This window comes from Labrys sp. F242 (genome assembly GCF_057813875.1).
The window spans coordinates 1268466-1285070 of sequence record NZ_JBVASG010000001.1 but is presented as its reverse complement, the minus strand read 5'-3'; the positions used below and the strand labels follow the sequence as shown (position 1 = coordinate 1285070).

26 protein-coding genes are annotated in these 16605 nt (G+C 61.9%); 3 read left to right on the top strand and 23 right to left on the bottom strand.

Annotation, left to right across the window (positions count from 1 at the left end):
* Positions 1-117: 117 nt before the first annotated feature.
* Positions 118-450: an ArsR/SmtB family transcription factor gene (locus tag ACZYTC_RS05980; RefSeq protein WP_434956953.1), complete on the bottom strand. Its 333-nt coding sequence runs from the start codon at positions 448-450 to the stop codon at positions 118-120.
* Positions 425-682 carry a YjiS-like domain-containing protein gene (locus tag ACZYTC_RS05975; protein WP_434956954.1) on the bottom strand — a complete coding sequence of 86 codons (258 nt, stop codon included), beginning with the start codon at positions 680-682 and terminating at the stop codon, positions 425-427. The genes ACZYTC_RS05980 and ACZYTC_RS05975 overlap by 26 nt, the downstream gene beginning before the upstream one ends.
* 71 nt (positions 683-753) lie before the next feature.
* Here ACZYTC_RS05975 and ACZYTC_RS05970 point away from each other — a divergent pair, with 71 nt between their 5' ends.
* Together ACZYTC_RS05970 and ACZYTC_RS05965 are read left to right on the top strand one after the other, a co-directional pair.
* Positions 754-1182 carry a GFA family protein gene (locus ACZYTC_RS05970; RefSeq protein WP_488989110.1) on the top strand — a complete coding sequence of 143 codons (429 nt, stop codon included), beginning with the start codon at positions 754-756 and terminating at the stop codon, positions 1180-1182.
* Between the two features lie 64 nt (positions 1183-1246).
* Positions 1247-1669: a GFA family protein gene (locus ACZYTC_RS05965; RefSeq protein ID WP_488989109.1), complete on the top strand. Its 423-nt coding sequence runs from the start codon at positions 1247-1249 to the stop codon at positions 1667-1669.
* On the opposite strand, the gene pdxR is transcribed toward ACZYTC_RS05965, so the two are convergent.
* The gene (pdxR, locus tag ACZYTC_RS05960) at positions 1664-3052 is read right to left on the bottom strand and encodes a MocR-like pyridoxine biosynthesis transcription factor PdxR (protein ID WP_488989108.1); all 1389 of its coding nucleotides are present in this window, start codon (positions 3050-3052) and stop codon (positions 1664-1666) included. The genes ACZYTC_RS05965 and pdxR overlap by 6 nt on opposite strands.
* Positions 3053-3164: 112 nt before the next feature.
* Between pdxR and ACZYTC_RS05955 the strand changes: the two genes are divergently transcribed.
* Positions 3165-3905: a pyridoxamine 5'-phosphate oxidase family protein gene (locus ACZYTC_RS05955; RefSeq protein WP_488989107.1), complete on the top strand. Its 741-nt coding sequence runs from the start codon at positions 3165-3167 to the stop codon at positions 3903-3905.
* 163 nt (positions 3906-4068) lie between these two features.
* Here the strand turns inward: ACZYTC_RS05955 and ACZYTC_RS05950 are convergent, their stop codons facing one another.
* From ACZYTC_RS05950 to rpmC, 20 genes are all read right to left on the bottom strand, one after another.
* Positions 4069-5379 carry a replication-associated recombination protein A gene (locus ACZYTC_RS05950; protein WP_434959655.1) on the bottom strand — a complete coding sequence of 437 codons (1311 nt, stop codon included), beginning with the start codon at positions 5377-5379 and terminating at the stop codon, positions 4069-4071.
* Complete coding sequence (locus ACZYTC_RS05945) at positions 5379-6773, bottom strand: Do family serine endopeptidase (protein WP_488989106.1); 1395 nt, start codon at positions 6771-6773, stop codon at positions 5379-5381. The genes ACZYTC_RS05950 and ACZYTC_RS05945 overlap by 1 nt, the downstream gene beginning before the upstream one ends.
* A gap of 196 nt (positions 6774-6969) precedes the next feature.
* Positions 6970-7386, bottom strand: coding sequence for a 50S ribosomal protein L17 (gene rplQ, locus ACZYTC_RS05940; protein ID WP_434956960.1), 417 nt, complete (start codon positions 7384-7386; stop codon positions 6970-6972).
* A 39-nt stretch (positions 7387-7425) separates the two neighbouring features.
* Positions 7426-8457 (bottom strand): DNA-directed RNA polymerase subunit alpha, encoded by a 1032-nt coding sequence (locus ACZYTC_RS05935; RefSeq protein ID WP_434956961.1) that lies wholly within the window; start codon positions 8455-8457, stop codon positions 7426-7428.
* A 67-nt stretch (positions 8458-8524) separates the two neighbouring features.
* The gene (gene rpsK / locus ACZYTC_RS05930) at positions 8525-8917 is read right to left on the bottom strand and encodes a 30S ribosomal protein S11 (RefSeq protein ID WP_068292125.1); all 393 of its coding nucleotides are present in this window, start codon (positions 8915-8917) and stop codon (positions 8525-8527) included.
* A 56-nt stretch (positions 8918-8973) separates the two neighbouring features.
* Entirely contained in the window at positions 8974-9342 is a 369-nt protein-coding gene (gene rpsM / locus ACZYTC_RS05925) for a 30S ribosomal protein S13 (protein WP_434956962.1), read from the bottom strand.
* Positions 9343-9560: 218 nt separating this feature from the next.
* Entirely contained in the window at positions 9561-10151 is a 591-nt protein-coding gene (locus tag ACZYTC_RS05920) for an adenylate kinase (RefSeq protein ID WP_434956963.1), read from the bottom strand.
* A complete protein-coding gene (gene secY, locus ACZYTC_RS05915) occupies positions 10151-11491 on the bottom strand; it encodes a preprotein translocase subunit SecY (protein WP_434956964.1) in 1341 nt (446 codons plus the stop codon). Before secY ends, ACZYTC_RS05920 begins: the two co-directional genes overlap by 1 nt.
* 76 nt (positions 11492-11567) lie before the next feature.
* Positions 11568-12047 carry a 50S ribosomal protein L15 gene (gene rplO, locus ACZYTC_RS05910; RefSeq protein WP_434956965.1) on the bottom strand — a complete coding sequence of 160 codons (480 nt, stop codon included), beginning with the start codon at positions 12045-12047 and terminating at the stop codon, positions 11568-11570.
* Positions 12048-12059: 12 nt separating this feature from the next.
* A complete protein-coding gene (rpmD, locus tag ACZYTC_RS05905) occupies positions 12060-12251 on the bottom strand; it encodes a 50S ribosomal protein L30 (RefSeq protein WP_068292106.1) in 192 nt (63 codons plus the stop codon).
* A 17-nt stretch (positions 12252-12268) separates the two neighbouring features.
* Positions 12269-12826, bottom strand: coding sequence for a 30S ribosomal protein S5 (gene rpsE, locus ACZYTC_RS05900; protein WP_434956966.1), 558 nt, complete (start codon positions 12824-12826; stop codon positions 12269-12271).
* Positions 12827-12838: 12 nt separating this feature from the next.
* The gene (gene rplR, locus ACZYTC_RS05895; RefSeq protein WP_434956967.1) at positions 12839-13201 is read right to left on the bottom strand and encodes a 50S ribosomal protein L18; all 363 of its coding nucleotides are present in this window, start codon (positions 13199-13201) and stop codon (positions 12839-12841) included.
* Positions 13202-13213: 12 nt separating this feature from the next.
* A complete protein-coding gene (gene rplF, locus ACZYTC_RS05890; protein WP_434956968.1) occupies positions 13214-13747 on the bottom strand; it encodes a 50S ribosomal protein L6 in 534 nt (177 codons plus the stop codon).
* Positions 13748-13764: 17 nt separating this feature from the next.
* Complete coding sequence (rpsH, locus tag ACZYTC_RS05885) at positions 13765-14163, bottom strand: 30S ribosomal protein S8 (RefSeq protein ID WP_068292097.1); 399 nt, start codon at positions 14161-14163, stop codon at positions 13765-13767.
* Between the two features lie 12 nt (positions 14164-14175).
* The gene (rpsN, locus tag ACZYTC_RS05880) at positions 14176-14481 is read right to left on the bottom strand and encodes a 30S ribosomal protein S14 (RefSeq protein WP_068292095.1); all 306 of its coding nucleotides are present in this window, start codon (positions 14479-14481) and stop codon (positions 14176-14178) included.
* A gap of 42 nt (positions 14482-14523) precedes the next feature.
* Positions 14524-15111 (bottom strand): 50S ribosomal protein L5, encoded by a 588-nt coding sequence (gene rplE / locus ACZYTC_RS05875; RefSeq protein ID WP_149254719.1) that lies wholly within the window; start codon positions 15109-15111, stop codon positions 14524-14526.
* Positions 15104-15421 carry a 50S ribosomal protein L24 gene (gene rplX / locus ACZYTC_RS05870; protein ID WP_149254718.1) on the bottom strand — a complete coding sequence of 106 codons (318 nt, stop codon included), beginning with the start codon at positions 15419-15421 and terminating at the stop codon, positions 15104-15106. The genes rplE and rplX overlap by 8 nt, the downstream gene beginning before the upstream one ends.
* Position 15422: 1 nt before the next feature.
* The gene (gene rplN, locus ACZYTC_RS05865; protein WP_149254717.1) at positions 15423-15791 is read right to left on the bottom strand and encodes a 50S ribosomal protein L14; all 369 of its coding nucleotides are present in this window, start codon (positions 15789-15791) and stop codon (positions 15423-15425) included.
* 340 nt (positions 15792-16131) lie between these two features.
* The gene (gene rpsQ, locus ACZYTC_RS05860; protein ID WP_149254716.1) at positions 16132-16383 is read right to left on the bottom strand and encodes a 30S ribosomal protein S17; all 252 of its coding nucleotides are present in this window, start codon (positions 16381-16383) and stop codon (positions 16132-16134) included.
* An 11-nt stretch (positions 16384-16394) separates the two neighbouring features.
* Positions 16395-16598, bottom strand: a complete 204-nt coding sequence (gene rpmC, locus ACZYTC_RS05855) for a 50S ribosomal protein L29 (protein WP_149254715.1) — start codon at positions 16596-16598, stop codon at positions 16395-16397.
* Positions 16599-16605: the final 7 nt, after the last annotated feature.

Here is a 16605-nt window from a genome sequence, read left to right as displayed (position 1 = left end):
ACCCGAGGGAGAAACGCTCCGATTTGTCATAGCCAGGCTCGGCCCAGCTATCCAGAAGCTCCCGCGCAACCGGGCAAGGCTGGATTGCCGGGTCATGCCCGGCAATGACAAGGGCCGCTAAGCCCCGACTTCCAGGCCCTCGATGCCCGGCAGCCCTTCACAGCAGTCGGCCACGAAGAAAGTCACGAAGGCGCTGGCCTTGCCGGCGGCGATGCGGCAGCGCTGTACCCGGCCCTGCCGCTCTTGCGTCATCAGGCCAACGGCCAATAATTGCGCGATATGATGGGCCAGCGTCGATTTGGGAATGCCAAGTTCCCTTTGGATGTCGCCGACAGCCAGGCCATCGTCTCCCGCCTTGATCAGCAGTTGAAAAATCTGAAGCCTGTGCGGGTGGCCGAGCTCAGCCAAACACCGCGCCGCATCGTCAAATGCCATATCCGCCAGCGCCATTGTGTTTTCGTGCGCCTCCAAAATGCTTCAAGATCGTCCAGGAATCGGCCAAGGACCGTCTGCGCCCCTGCCAGAAAGGATCAGCCCGGTCGAAAACTTTTTCAAGTTCGCTTCTCTCAATGCCGATATCACGCAACACCCGATCGCTCAGGCCATCGAAGTACTCGATATTGGCACGGCGCTGGCGCTCCGCAAGCAAATCCCCGAGAATGTCTTTGATCCAGCCAAACATGGTCGCCTCCTGAATAGCACCATAGTTCTAGAAATGTAGTCCTATTTTTCGAATTTACAAGGGGGCATGCGATGAAGCAGGAGGAGGACAAGCCGATACGGGCCAAGGGCGGCTGCCTGTGCGGATCGGTGCGTTATGTCGTCCGCGGTGCCCTGACGGACGTGAAGGCTTGCCATTGCCTGATATGCCGGCGTCTGCACGGCTATTGTTGCGCCTACACGGCCTGCGATGCCGCCGATCTCGAGATCCTGCCCTCAACGCGACTGCGTTGGCATCGCGCTTCCCCAATGGCCCGGCGTGGCTTCTGCTCCAAATGCGGAGCACAGCTTTTTTCGATCGGCACCGGCCGCAATCATGTCTCCCTGACGGCCTCGAGCCTTGACGAGCCCACAGGCCTCAAGCTCGCCAAGCATGTCTGCGTGAATCAGAAGGGAGATTATTACGAACTTGCCGACGGCCTACCCCAAGAGGGTGGACGAGACCCGGGAGGTGGGCATTGAAGGGCCGGCCAGTACCCCTCAACCCCATCTCCCCACGACAAGCGACAACAAAGGAAGATTGGTCATGTCCATAGGCCAGGAGCGTGCGATACGGGCGACGGGCGGCTGTCTGTGTGGTTCGGTGCGCTATACCATCCGCGGCGCCGTGCGAGACGTCTGGGCTTGTCACTGCATCTTATGCCGAAGGCTGCACAGCCATTTTGCGGCCTATGCGGCCTGCGATCCCGCCGATCTCGAAATCGCTCCGACGAACAAGCTGCGTTGGTACCGATCTTCGCCAACCGCCCGCCGCGGTTTCTGCTCCAAATGCGGTGCCCAGATCTTCTGGGATGGCAAGGGCAGCGACCACATATCCATTGCGGCCGGAACGCTCAACGAACCGACCGGCCTCAAACTGGTCAAGCATATCTGCGTGAATCAAAAGGGAGACTACTACGAGATTGGCGATGGCCTGCCGCAGGAAGGGCAAGAACGCGACTGTCTATGAACGCGCGGGCGTACCGGCTTTCAGAACATCGCCAATACGCCTGGCGGCGCTCGCCAGGACGTCCGCCTCAAATCCCGAAAAGCCGAGCACGAGGCCCTGACGGGCTGGGGCGTCCAAATACATGGGTGACAAGGCCCGCGCACCGACGCCTTCGGCGAGCAGTCGTTGGACCATGTCGCGATCACCCGCCGAAGCAGCCAGCGCCGCCACCAGATGGAGCCCATGCTCCGGCACGGCAAAGTCGAGTTCCCCTGCACAATGATGTTGGAGGGCGGTGACGAACCCATCCCGCGCGACCTGCACGCGGCGGCGGGCCCGGCGCAGATGGGCCGTGAAATGGCCATCGTTGAGGAAATCGGCGACGGCGCCCTGCACCAGGGTGGGCGGTTGGCGGTCGGACAGGGTTCTCAGGCGCAGCACCCTGTCGAGCAGGGCCGCAGGCAGCACCGCATAGCCGATGCGGATGCCGGGGAACAGGACCTTGGAGAACGTACCGAGATAGGCGACCCGATCGGCGCCGTCCATGCCCTGCAAGGCGGTGAGCGGCGGACCCGAGAACCGGAATTCGCTGTCATAGTCGTCCTCGACGATCCAGGCATCGTTGCGATCAGCCCAGTCGATGAGAGCCAGGCGGCGGCGCATGGTCATGGTGACGCCGAGCGGGAACTGGTGGGAGGGCGTGACATAGACGAGACGCCCCCCAGCTTCGAGCGTCTCGCCCCTGGCGGCGTCGACCCCTTCCGCGTCGACGGGAACACCAATCAGCCTGGCGCCCGCTGCCTCCAGCGTGGCCCTGGCCAGAGGGTAGCAAGGATCCTCGATCCAGGCGGCATCGCCCGGCTTGAGAATGGTGCGCACGACAAGATCGAGCCCATGCATGGTCCCGGTGGTGACGACGATCTGCTCGGCATCGCAGCGCACGCCCCGTGCTGCGCGAAGATAGGCCGCGATGGCCTCCCGCAGCTTGCTTCCACCGCGCGGATCGCCATAACGGAAATGCTCCGGCCCCGGCTGGGCGAGGTTTCGCGAGAGCAGGCTGCGAAAGACACGCATGGTCTTGTCGTCGATGGTGGCCACGCCTAGTTCACAGGGGAGTGCCGGCGAGGCCGAGGCCTGCCCAGGCTCGCCGCCGGGCCGCTCCGAGACTGCCGGCACCTGCGCCGCGACGAAGGTGCCCGCCCCGATGCGTGCCTCGGCGAAGCCGTCGGCGACGAGCATCTCGAAGGCGGCGACCGCGGCAGCCCGCGACAGGCCCAGCCGCTTGGCGAGATCGCGCGTGGTCGGCAGTTTGGCGCCCGGCCGTGCCAGGCCCGTCTCGATCAGTCTACGTATGGCGACATAGAGTTCGCGCCTGCGCGGCCCTCGGCCTGGCAACACTGGCATGAGGGTCGACCAATCGGGCAAATTGGTTCGAATATTTTTATCCAAATTGGATCTTTCTTGAACCAATGCGATGACGCACCTTGCCCATATTCATCTTTGAAAGCAAGGCACCATGAAAGAACAGGAAGCCACGCCGGAGCGCTTCGCCGTCAGCGCCCGCAATCGCCTGAAGCGGCGGCACGACCGCGGCCGCTATGATCACGAGGCGGTTTATGCCGTGCTCGATGCCGGCCTTCTGTGCCATGTCGCCTATGTGATCGACGGCCAGCCCTATTGCACGCCGACCATTCACTGGCGCGAGGATGACTGGCTCTATTGGCACGGTTCCTCGGCCAGCCGCATGCTGCGCAACCTCAAGGGCGGCGTCCCGGTCTGTCTCACGGTCTCGCATCTCGACGGGCTGGTGCTGGCGCGTAGCGGCTTCAATCATTCGGCAAATTATCGCTCGGCAATCTGCTTTGGCACCGCTCGTATCATCGACGATCCGGACGAAAAGGCGAAGGCGCTGCTCAGCGTGGTCGATCGCTTCTACCCCGGCCGTGCCGAGGAACTGCGCCAGACGCATGGGCAGGAGAGCAAGGCGACCATGGTGATCGGCATGCGCATCGAGGAGGCCTCGGCCAAAGTGCGCGCCGCCGGCGTCGGTGATGACGAGGAGGATTACGGCCACCCGGTATGGGCCGGCGTCATCCCGATCCAAACGGTGATTGGCGCCACCGAGGCCTGCCCTCGTCTATTGCCCGGCATGGCAAAAGGCGCTGGCCTGGCCGGCTATCGTGCCGGACGGCGGCTCGATGAGGCTTTGCTCGAAGCTCAACAGCTCTATGAAGGGGAAGAAGAGGTGGCAGCCTGACCCGGCGTTCCGGCACCGACTCGGGATCGGAGTGTCAATCTCCAGATTGACACTCTTAGAAACCGTCCCATTGCAGAAAGAGATGTCAATCGGGAGATTGACACTCCTATTTTCCGCGTCTTCGACCGCAAAGCTGACGCTCGCGGAAAGGCTTCCTCCCTGCCTACCCCTCGCCGCGCTCGCGCCGGATCTTGTCCCAATAGTCCAGACGCTTGCGGATCTCGCGCTCGAAGCCGCGCTCCACCGGTTCGTAGAACTGTCGCCGGCCAAGGGCATCCGGGAAGTAGTTCTGGCCGGAGAAGCCGTCCGGCTCGTCGTGATCGTAGCGATAGCCTTGGCCGTAGCTTTCGGCCTGCATCAGCTTGGTCGGCGCGTTGAGGATGATCTTGGGCGGCATCAGCGATCCCGCCTCCTTGGCGAGGCGCATGGCCGCCTTGTAGGCATTGTAGGCCGCGTTCGATTTCGGCGCCGTCGCCACATAGATCACCGCCTGGGCGATGGCGAGTTCTCCCTCCGGGCTGCCGAGGAAGTCATAGGCGTCCTTGGCAGCGTTGGCGACCACCAGGGCCTGCGGATCGGCGAGGCCGATATCCTCCACCGCCATGCGCACCACCCGCCGCGCGATGAACAGCGGATCCTCGCCGGCGTCGAACATCCGGGCGAGATAATAGAGCGCTGCGTCGGGATCGGAGCCGCGCACCGATTTGTGCAAGGCCGAGATCAGGTTGTAATGCCCGTCGGCCGACTTGTCGTAGATCGGCGCACGGCGCTGCAGCACCTGCTGCAGCTTGGCCGCGGTGAAGACCTCACCGGGCTTTGCCGCACGCCAGGCCTCCTCGGCCAGGGTCAGGCTGGCGCGGCCATCGCCATCGGCCATGCGCACCAGCGCCGCCCTCGCCTCATCGTCAACAGGCAGCTTCCTGCCCTCGACTTCCTCGGCATGATCGAGAAGACGCAGGATCGCCATGTCGTCCAGTGCATTGAACACCATGACGCGGGCGCGTGACAACAAGGCCGCGTTGAGCTCGAAAGACGGATTCTCCGTGGTCGCGCCGATCAGTGTCACGGTGCCGTCTTCCATCACCGGCAGAAAGCCATCCTGCTGCGCCCGGTTGAAGCGATGGATCTCGTCGACGAAAAGTAGTGTGCCGCGCCCCATCATGCGCCGCGAGCGCGCCGCCTCGAACACCTTCTTCAGATCGGCGACCCCGGTGAAGATCGCCGAAATCTGCTCGAAGGCGAGATCCGTTTCACCGGCCAGCAGGCGCGCCACCGTGGTCTTGCCGGTACCGGGCGGGCCCCAGAAGATCAGGCTGCCGACAGAGCCCGACGCCAGCAGCCGCGTCAGCGCTCCCTCGGGACCGACGAGATGATCCTGCCCGGCTACTTCTGAGAGGTGCTTGGGGCGCATCCTGTCGGCGAGCGGCCGTGGCGCCTCCTTCTCCAGACCCGCAGCGGAAAACAGATCCGACATCATCCCCCCAGGATCGTCGAAATTTGCTGGCCATCCCTGACGATGGTGATGCGCCACAGCCGGCGCGGTTCCTGCACCAAGGCGTCCAATGCCTTGGCATCATCGACCTTCTGGCCGTTGATGACCTGGATCACGTCCTTCTTCTGAAAGCCGAAATTGGCGGCGGCGCTATCGTCTTCGACATTGGTGATCACCACGCCATTGGTATCGAGCGGCATGCCGAGGGTTTCGGCTGTGGCGGGCGAGAGATTGGCGACCGTGGCACCGCTGAGCGGCGAGCGTCCCTGCAGCACCGTCTCGTCGCGCGGCGTGCTCTCGGGGGCGGCCGCAAGCTTGACCGAAACCTTCAGGCGCTCGCCCTTGCGCAACACCTCGAGCTGGGCTTCCCCTCCCAGGGGCTTGGTGGCGAAGCGATAGCCGAATTCGTCGGGGTCGGAGACCGCCACCCCGTCGACGGCCAGTACCACATCACCCGTCTGTAGCCCGCCTGCAGCCGCCGGCCCGTTCTTGGCGACCTCGGTCACCAGGGCACCAGCCGGCCGTTCCATCGACAGCGACTCGGCGATCTCGGACGAAACGTTCTGCATGCTGGCGCCGATCCAAGGGCGCAGGACCCGATCGGAACCGGCCTGGGCCGAAGCAACCACCACCTTGACCATGGCAGCGGGAATCGCAAAGCCGATACCGATATTACCGCCCGAACGCGAGACGATCGCGGTGTTGATGCCGACCAGCCTGCCGTTGAGATCGACCAAAGCGCCGCCGGAATTGCCCGGATTGATGGCTGCGTCCGTCTGAATGAAGGATTGAAAGTCGGACTGGCCGACCTGGCTGCGCGCCAGCGCCGAGACGATGCCGGAGGTCACCGTCTGCCCGACACCAAAGGGGTCACCGACGGCCAGAACCAGATCCCCCACCTGCACCTTGTCGGAATCGGCGAAATCAAGCGTGGCGAGATCAGCCTTCACGCCCTTGAGGCGGAGCACGGCAAGGTCGGCGCGCTGGTCCTTGAGAATGATATCGGCATCGAATTCCCGCTTGTCGGACAGGGCGACACGGACTTGCGTGGCATTGGCGATCACGTGGTAATTGGTGACGATCATGCCATCCTTGGCGACGATCACGCCCGAGCCGAGCGAGCGCTCCACCCGCTCGCGCGGCGCCGCTCCGCCGCCGAAGAACTGGCGGAAGAAGGGATCGTTGAACATCGGATTGGCCTGCGCCTTCTCGACATGCTGGGCATAGACGTTGACCACCGCGGCAGTCACGCTCTTGACCACTGGGGCAAAGGACAGCTTCACCTGCGCCGCGCTTTCGGGAACTACGCTTTCCTGAGCCTGCGCCGGCACGAGGCCTGCTAAGAGCACGAATGCGGCATAGGACAGTAGACGCATGGATGAACTCCGAGTGGGACAGTTTGATCGGCTTCGCAGATCCTTCTGAACCAGATCATGCGCAAAGCCAATGGTGCAAATGTGGTGATTGTCGCCGCAGATCACAGGTCTGACGCTAGATTTCCACGGCGTTTCAAAACGAAAAAGGGCGGTGCTTGCGCACCGCCCTTCAAATCTTGGATCCTGGATCGAAAGATCAGGCTGCTTCGGCCTGCTCATTGGCAACCGGGCCGGAGTCCTGGCCCTTTGCCGAGACGTCACGATCGACGAACTCGATCACGCCGATCGGCGCGGAATCGCCATGGCGGAAGCCGGCCTTCAGCACGCGGGTGTAGCCACCCTGACGGTCCTTGTAGCGGGTCGCCAGCACATCGAAGAGCTTCTTGACGATGGTCTCGTCCTGAAGCGTCGCAATGGCCTGGCGGCGGGCATGCAGGTCGCCACGCTTGCCGAGCGTGACCAGCTTCTCGACGATCGGACGCAGGTCCTTGGCCTTGGGAAGCGTGGTGACGATCTGCTCATGCTTGATGAGCGAGGCGGCCATGTTCTCGAACATCGCCTTGCGGTGTTCGGCGGTACGATTGAATTTGCGGTGAGCCTTGCCGTGACGCATTGCCCTGTTCCTTCAAGTTTGGCAGCGCGATGCGCCAGATCAATAATGTTCTTCGAAGCGCTTGGCGAGCTCTTCGATGTTTTCCGGCGGCCAGCCGGGCACTTCCATGCCCAGATGAAGACCCATCTGAGCCAGCACTTCCTTGATCTCGTTCAAGGACTTGCGGCCGAAGTTCGGCGTACGGAGCATTTCGGCTTCCGTCTTCTGGATCAGATCGCCGATATAGACGATATTGTCGTTCTTCAGGCAGTTTGCCGAACGGACCGACAGTTCCAGCTCGTCCACCTTCTTGAGCAGCGCCGGGTTGAAGGCGAGTTCCGGAATGGCCGGGGCCTCGGATTCCTTCTTCGGCTCCTCGAAGTTGACGAAGACTTCGAGCTGATCCTGGATGATGCGGGCCGCATAGGCGAGCGCGTCTTCCGGGGTGATCGCACCGTTGGTCTCGACCGTCAGCGTCAGCTTGTCGTAGTCGAGGATCTGGCCTTCACGGGTGTTCTCCACCTTGAAAGCCACCTTCTTCACCGGCGAATAAAGGCTGTCGACCGGGATGAGACCGATCGGAGCATCTTCAGGCCGATTGCGGTCAGCCGCAACGTAGCCCTTGCCGGTGTTGATGGTGAATTCCATGCGGATCTCCGCACCCTCGTCCAGCGTGCACAGCACGTGCTCGGGATTGAGGATCTGGATGTCGCCGGTGGTCTGGATATCGCCAGCGAAGACCTGACCCGGACCCTGCTTCTTCAGCACGATCCGCTTGGGTCCCTCGGCCGCCATCTTGACGGCGATCTCCTTGATGTTGAGGACGATATCGGTCACGTCCTCACGCACGCCGGGGATCGACGAGAACTCGTGCAACACGCCATCGATATGCACCGAGGTCACGGCCGCGCCCTGCAGGGACGACAGCAAGACACGGCGCAGCGCATTACCCAAAGTCACGCCAAAGCCACGCTCCAGCGGCTCGGCAACGGCAGTTGCCTGGCTCTTCGGATCTTCTCCCGGAGTCACTTCGAGCTTTTGGGGCTTGATAAGTTCCTGCCAGTTCTTCTGAATCACGACGACACCCTTCAATCGGTCTCGGTGCGGCCAATAAGCCCGGCACGCTCGAATAGCGGCCGGGCCATCTCAAATCGCGAAATTAGACGCGACGACGCTTGCGCGGGCGGCAACCATTATGCGGAATTGGCGTCACGTCGCGGATCGACGTGATCGTGAAGCCCGACGCCTGCAAGGCGCGCAGAGCCGATTCACGACCCGAACCCGGACCAGAAACTTCAACTTCCAACGTGCGCATGCCATGCTCGCTGGCCTTACGGCCGGCATCTTCGGCGGCCATCTGCGCAGCATAGGGGGTCGACTTACGCGAGCCCTTGAAACCCATCGTTCCCGAGGAGGACCAGGCAATCGTGTTGCCTTGGGCGTCGGTGATGGTGATCATGGTGTTGTTGAAGCTCGAATTGACGTGAGCAACGCCAGAAACGATATTCTTGCGTTCGCGACGGCGAACGCGACCAGCGGCTTCTTTTGCCATAGTATGGATCCTTCAAGCGCGCCCGTTGTACCAGGCGCTCGGGATTGAATAAAAACTTACTTCTTCTTGCCGGCGATCGGCTTTGCCTTGCCCTTGCGGGTACGGGCATTGGTATGGGTGCGCTGGCCACGAACCGGCAGGCTGCGGCGATGACGCAGACCGCGATAGCAGCCCAGATCCATCAGACGCTTGATGTTCATCGCGACGTCACGACGAAGATCACCTTCCACGATGTAATCGCGGTCGATCGCCTCACGGATCTGCAGGACCTCCTGGTCCGACAGCTGGTGGACACGGCGCTCAGGCGCGATGCCGACCTTGGCAACGATCTCCTTGGCCTTGGCGGAGCCAATGCCGTGGATATATTGCAGCGCGATCTCGACGCGCTTGGCGGTGGGAATGTTGACACCAGCGATGCGGGCCAATTTCCGGTCTCCAAATCTTTGATCCGGCGTGAGGCCGAATATCAGTTCAATCATCGCCGGCGAACCGGCAGCGCAAAAACGAGCCGTTCGCTCTAACCGAGCGATCGACCCGCGCGTCTTTGACGTGAGAGCCGTCTTCTAGAGATTCTCTGCGAAGACGTCAACTCGTAAAGACAAACTTCATGCATATCGCCTCACGGCATATGCGAAACGGCGAATCAGACCGAGACCGCCGACAGGGTAGCGTCGATCTCGCGAGTGACCTCGTCGATCGACTTCATCGCATCGACCGGACGAAGATCGCCGCTCTTGCGATAATAGTCAGACAGCGGCGCCGTCTGGGCACGATAAGCTTCAAGACGAGTCTTGAAAGCTTCCGCATTGTCGTCCGGGCGTACCTTCTCGCCACGAGCGACCGTCTCGGCAGCCCGCTTTTCGATACGCGACAGCAGCACCGACTCGTCGACCACGAACTCGATCACGGCGTCGAGACGCAAACCCTTCTCCGCCAACATCTTGTCGAGGGCCGAAGCCTGCGCCACGGTGCGCGGGAAACCATCGAGAATGAAGCCATTGGCCGCGTCCTTCTCCTCGATGCGGTCGGCGACGATGCCGACGACGATGTCATCCGACACCAGTCCGCCGGAATCCATGACGGCCTTGGCCTTAAGCCCAACCGGCGTACCGGCCTGCACGGCCGCGCGCAGCATGTCACCCGTCGAAAGCTGCGGAATGCCATGCTTTTCCGACAGTCTGACGGCCTGGGTTCCCTTGCCCGCCCCCGGCGGACCCAGCAGAATGAGCTTCATCAGCGACGGCTCCCCTTCAGCTTGGTCTTGCGTACCAGCCCTTCATACTGATGGGCAAGTAGATGGCCATGAATCTGGGCCAGCGTGTCCATCGAAACACTCACCGTAATGAGCAGCGAGGTACCGCCCAGCACGAAGGGAATCGAGGGGACCAGGTAATTCTGGATCTCCGGCACCATGCAGACCAGCGCAATATAGATCGCGCCGACCACGGTGATACGCGTGAGCACATAGTCGATGAACTTGGCGGTGTTCTCGCCCGGACGGATGCCGGGAATGAAGCCGCCGTGCTTCTTGAGATTGTCGGCCGTCTCGGTCGGGTTGAACACGATGGCCGTATAGAAGAAGCAGAAGAACACGATCAGCAGTGCGTACAGCACCATGAACAGCGGCTTGCCGTGATTGAGATAGATCGAGACATTCGCCAACCAGGAGTTGGGATTGCCCTGTGCCACGAAAGCGGCAGCCGTGGTCGGCAGCAGCAACAGCGACGAAGCGAAGATCGGCGGGATCACGCCCGACGTATTCAGCTTAAGCGGCAGATGAGAGGACTGGCCTTCATAGAGACGATTGCCGACCTGGCGTTTGGGATATTGGATCAGCAGGCGACGCTGTGCCCGCTCGAAGAACACGATGGCCAGCACCACGGCAACCGCGACGACGATCGACATCAGCAGCGTCACCGGCGACATGCCGCCCGTGCGCGCCAGATCGAGCATCTGGCCAAGATGAGCCGGGAACTCGGCGACGATGCCGGCCTGGATGATCAGGGACGTACCGTTGCCGATGCCGCGCGAGGTGATCTGCTCGCCGAGCCACAGCAGGAACATGGTGCCGCCGACCAGCGTGATGGTGGTCGAGATCTTGAAGAACAGCCCGGGCGCGAGCACGATGCCCCCCTGCCCGCCTTCCAGACCGATGGCAATGCCCCAGGCCTGCGCCGTCGCCAGCACCACCGTGAGGTAGCGCGTGTACTGGTTCATGATCTTGCGGCCGGCCTCGCCCTCTTTCTTGAGGGCCTCGAGCTGCGGCACGACAGTGGTCAGCAGCTGGATGATGATCGAGGCGGAAATGTAGGGCATGATCGCGAGCGCGAAGATCGCCATACGCGAAACGGCGCCGCCCGAGAACATGTTGAAGAGGCCGAGAATACCACCGGCCTGACCGTCGAAGGCAGACTTATAGGCATCGGGGTTGATTCCGGGCAGCGGGATATAGGTACCCAGCCGGTAGATGACCAACGCGCCAAGCGTAAACCAGATACGCTTCTTGAGTTCGTCAGCCTTGGAGAACGAACTCCAATTGATGCTCGCAGCAAGCTGCTCGGCCGCCGATGCCATGTGGTGCTCCGCCGTGTCGAAAGCGCGCCAAAAAAGGTGCGGCCCGCCAGACGAGGCGGGCCGCTTTCATATAGGATCAGGCTTCCGCCTTTGCCACAGCCTTCAGCACCTTGACCGAGCCGCCAGCCTTCTCGACCGCAGCCACGGCGCCTTTGGTCGCACCGGCGACTTCGAAGGCGAGCTTGGCCTTGATCTCGCCACGGCCCAGCAGGCGCACGCCGTCAAGAACACGACGGATCACGCCGGCCTGCACCAGAGCCTCGGCGGTGACCGGAGCCTTGGCGTCGAGCTTGCCGGCGTCGACGGCGACCTGGATACGGTCGAGGTTCACCTCGGCGAAGTCCAGGGCAAAGATGTTGTTGAAGCCACGCTTGGGCAGGCGGCGATGCAGCGGCATCTGACCACCTTCGAAGCCCTTGATGGCGACACCGGTGCGCGAGGTCTGACCCTTGACGCCACGGCCGCCGGTCTTGCCCTTGCCAGAGCCGATACCGCGTCCGACGCGCATACGGGCCTTGGTCGCGCCTTCATTGTCGCGAAGATCGTTGAGTTTCATCGTCGCGTCTCCTTACTCGGCCTCGACCACGCGGACGAGGTGGCCGAGCTTGGCGATCATGCCACGCACGGCCGGCGTATCTTCCAGCGTGCTCTTGCGGCGGATCTTGTTAAGGCCCAGGCCGACGAGGGTCGCGCGCTGGTCCGAGGTGCGGCGGATCGGGCTACCGATCTGCTCGACCGTAACGGTCTTGGTCTTAGCCATCGCTCATCCCTCTCCGATCAGTCCGTCGACTCGGCGTCGATACCCTGACGCCGGTTCTGGATCTGCGACACCTTGAGGCTGCGACGAGCTGCGACCGAACGCGGGCTGTCCTCATGCTTCAGGGCGTCGAAAGTGGCACGCACCAGGTTGTAGGGGTTGGACGACCCCAGCGACTTGGCGACGACGTCATGCATGCCGAGCGATTCGAACACAGCGCGCATCGGGCCGCCGGCGATGATGCCGGTACCGGCCGGTGCAGCGCGCAGAATGACCTTGCCGGCGCCATGACGACCATTGACGTCATGATGCAGGGTACGGCCTTCGCGCAGCGACACACGCACCAGACCACGCTTGGCCTGGTCGGTCGCCTTGCGGATGGCTTCCGGCACTTCGCGAGCCTTGCCATGGCCGAAGCCGACGCGGCCCTTCTGGTCACCAACGACGACGAGCGCCGCAAAACCGAAGCGCTTGCCGCCCTTCACCACCTTGGCAACGCGGTTAATGTGGACTAGGCGGTCCACGAACTCGCTGTCGCGCTCTTCGCGCTGACGATCACGTTCACGTTCACGAGCCATAGAATCCGTTCCTTAGAAGTTGAGGCCGCTTTCGCGGGCCGCATCGGCGAGCGCTTTGACACGCCCGTGGAAGATGTAGCCGCCGCGATCGAAAAAGACGTCCTTGACGCCCTTGGCAACCGCACGCTCACCGAGGAGCTTGCCGATTACCTTCGCGGCCTCGATGTCGGCACCCGTCTTCAAGCTGCCGCGCAGATCCTTTTCAAGCGTCGATGCGGAAACCAGCGTGCTGCCGTTTGCATCGTCGATGACCTGTGCGTAGATGTGCTTGGAAGAGCGGAAAACCGAGAGGCGCGGCCGTCCGTTCGCCACCGAGCGCAGCTGCCGGCGGACACGCGCCTTGCGGCGCTCAAGAGCTTGCCTTGCATTTGCCATTGATTGGCTCCGTTACTTCTTCTTGCCTTCCTTGCGGAAGATGAATTCGCCAGCATACTTGACACCCTTGCCCTTATAGGGCTCGGGGCCGCGATATTCGCGGATCTCAGCCGCGACCTGGCCGACCTTCTGCTTGTCGATACCCGACACGACGATTTCCGTCGGCTTGGGCGTCACCACGGTGATGCCTTCCGGAATCGGATAGTCGACGTCATGCGAATAGCCGAGCGACAGCTTGACGACCTTGCCAGCAACGGCGGCCTTGTAGCCGACGCCGTTGATCTCAAGACGCTTCTCGAAGCCCTGAGTCACGCCCACCAGGATGTTCGACACCATGGTGCGGGACATGCCCCACTGGGAGCGAGCGAGCTTGGAATCGTCCTTCGGGTCGACCTTGAATGCACCGTCCTTGAACTCAACCGAGATGAGATCGGGAACGGTGAAGCTGAGTTCGCCCTTCGGGCCCTTGGCCTTGACGGTCTGACCATCCAGGCTGGGGGTGACGCCGGCGGGAACGGCAACCGGCTTCTTACCGATACGAGACATACTATTTCTCCTCCGGCTCAGAATACGGTGCAGATCACTTCGCCGCCGACATTGGATTCACGGGCCTGATGATCGGCCATGACACCACGCGGGGTCGAAACGATGGACACGCCCAGTCCGTTGGCGACGCGCGGAATGTCCTTGACGGACACGTAGACGCGGCGGCCGGGCTTGGAGACGCGGGCGATCTCACGGATCACCGGTGCGCCATCATAATACTTCAACTCGATCTCGAATTCGCTGCGGCCGTTGCCGAAATCGGTAACGGTGTAGTTGCGGATATAGCCTTCCGCCTGCAGCACATCGAGAACGCGAGCGCGCTGGCCGGAACCGGGCGTCGAAACGCTGGTCTTGCGGCGCATCTGCGCGTTACGGATACGGGTCAGCATATCGCCGACAGGATCATTGATCGCCATGACGATATCTCCTCACCAGCTCGACTTCACGAGGCCGGGAACCAGCCCCTTGGAACCGAGTTCGCGCAAAGCAATACGCGACATCTTCAGCTTACGGTAAACGGCGCGCGGACGGCCGGTCACTTCGCAACGGTTGCGCACGCGTTCCTTGGCGGAGTTGCGCGGCAATTCCGAGAGCTTCAGACGAGCGGTGAAGCGCTCTTCCATCGACAACGATTCATCATTGGCGATGGCCTTCAAGCGGGAGCGACGGCCAGCGTACTGCTTGGCAAGCTTCTCGCGGCGCTTGTTCTTCTCAATCGAACTTTTCTTAGCCATGTAGGTCTCCAACGTTCCGCGTTTGAGGGCGGATCAACCGCCTCACTGCCGGAAGGGGAAGTTCATCAACTTCAGAAGCGCACGCGCCTCGTCATCGCTCTTGGCCGTGGTGCAGACGACGATGTCCATACCCCAAACCTGATCGACCTTGTCGTAGTTGATCTCGGGGAACACGATGTGTTCCTTGAAGCCCATGGCATAGTTGCCACGGCCATCGAAGCTCTTCGGGTTGAGGCCACGGAAGTCGCGAACGCGCGGCAGCGCGATCGTCACCAGGCGATCGAAGAACTCATACATGCGGGTCTTGCGAAGGGTCACCTTCGCGCCGATCGGCATGTTCTCACGCACCTTGAACTGCGAGATCGCCTTGCGAGCCCGCGTGATCACCGGCTTCTGACCCGCGATCAAAGCGAGGTCGGCGGCCGCAACGGTGACCTTCTTGGTATCGGCGGTGGCTTCGCCCACGCCCATGTTCAGCACGATCTTGGAGATCGTGGGAACTTCCATCGGGTTCTTGTAGCCGAACTGCTTGATCAGCTCAGGACGAACCACATCATTGTAATAGGCCTTCAGACGCGGCGAATAGGCATCGCCATTCGCGGTCTCGGCTGCGGCTGGGGACTTAGCCATCGATCTGCTCTCCCGAACGCTTGGCGACGCGAACCTTCTTGCCGCCATCGAGAACCTTGAAACCAACGCGGGTCGGCTTGCCATCCTTGGGATCGGCAATGGCAACATTCGACAGGTGGATCGGCGCTTCCTTCGAAATCACGCCGCCTTCCTGGCTCGCAGTCTGGCGCTGATGGCGACGGACGACGTTCACGCCGCGGATGATCGCACGGTTCTCTTCCGGGAAAACCTGGATCACTTCACCGACACGGCCCTTGGAACGGCCGGTCATGACGACGACCTTGTCGCCCTTCTTGATCTTAGCGGCCATGTTACAACACCTCCGGGGCCAAAGAGATGATCTTCATGTGGTTCTTGGCGCGCAGCTCGCGCGGAACCGGCCCGAAGATGCGGGTGCCGATCGGCTCTTTCTGATTGTTGATCAGCACGGCCGCATTGCGGTCGAAACGGATCACGGAGCCATCGGGACGACGGATGTCCTTGGCCGTACGTACGACCACGGCCTTCATCACATCACCCTTCTTGACGCGCCCGCGCGGAATGGCTTCCTTGATCGACACCACGATGATGTCGCCGACGGAGGCATATTTCCGCTTCGAGCCGCCCAAAACCTTGATGCACATCACGCGTCGGGCACCTGAATTGTCCGCGACGTCGAGATTCGATTGCATCTGAATCATGACGTACCCTCTTATTCTTCGCAGGCTGGTATCCGCTCACGGCGGACCCGGCCCAACCTCGGGTTTGGCGGCAGGATCGCAACCCAACCGCCGTGAAGTTCTCCACCTGCTCGGCTTTGAACCCACTTCGCCAACCTCACGGCCGGCAAATCATTTCACAAGCACGAAAGCGCGGCCAAGGCGGTGGAGACCTCCACCCCTTTCGCCAACGCTCCAGGAAAGCCGGTCTTCTAGCGATTCCTTCGTCCAACCACAAGCACAAAGCCGGCTTCCGCCGGCTTTTATTTTCACCGTGGTGGTGCGAAGGCGCAGAAAACGCCCCCCCTCCCCGGCCTGACGATCAGGCCTTGGCTGCTTCCGCCGCCTGGTCGACGACGACCCAGCGCTTCAGCTTGGACATCGGGCGACCTTCTTCGATCCACACGATATCACCGACCTTGTGGCCGTTGCCCTCGTCATGAGCATGGTAATTCTTGGTGCGACGCACCGTCTTCTTCAGCAGCGGATGGGTGAAGCGGCGCTCCACCTTCACCACAATCGTCTTATCGTTCTTGTCAGAGACGACGACGCCTTGCAGGACGCGCTTGGGCATAAACTATCTCCTCAAGCCTTGGCTTTGGTCGCGGCCTTCTGGCTCTGAACCGTCTTGATCTTGGCGATGGTGCGACGGACTTTGCGCACTTCTGCCGTGTTTTCGAGCTGACCGGTGGCCTTCTGGAAGCGCATGTTGAACTGCGACTTCTTCTGCTTGGCGAGTTCATCGGCAAGCTGGTCGTCGGACAGCACCCTGATGTCAGTGGTCTTCATGGTGTTT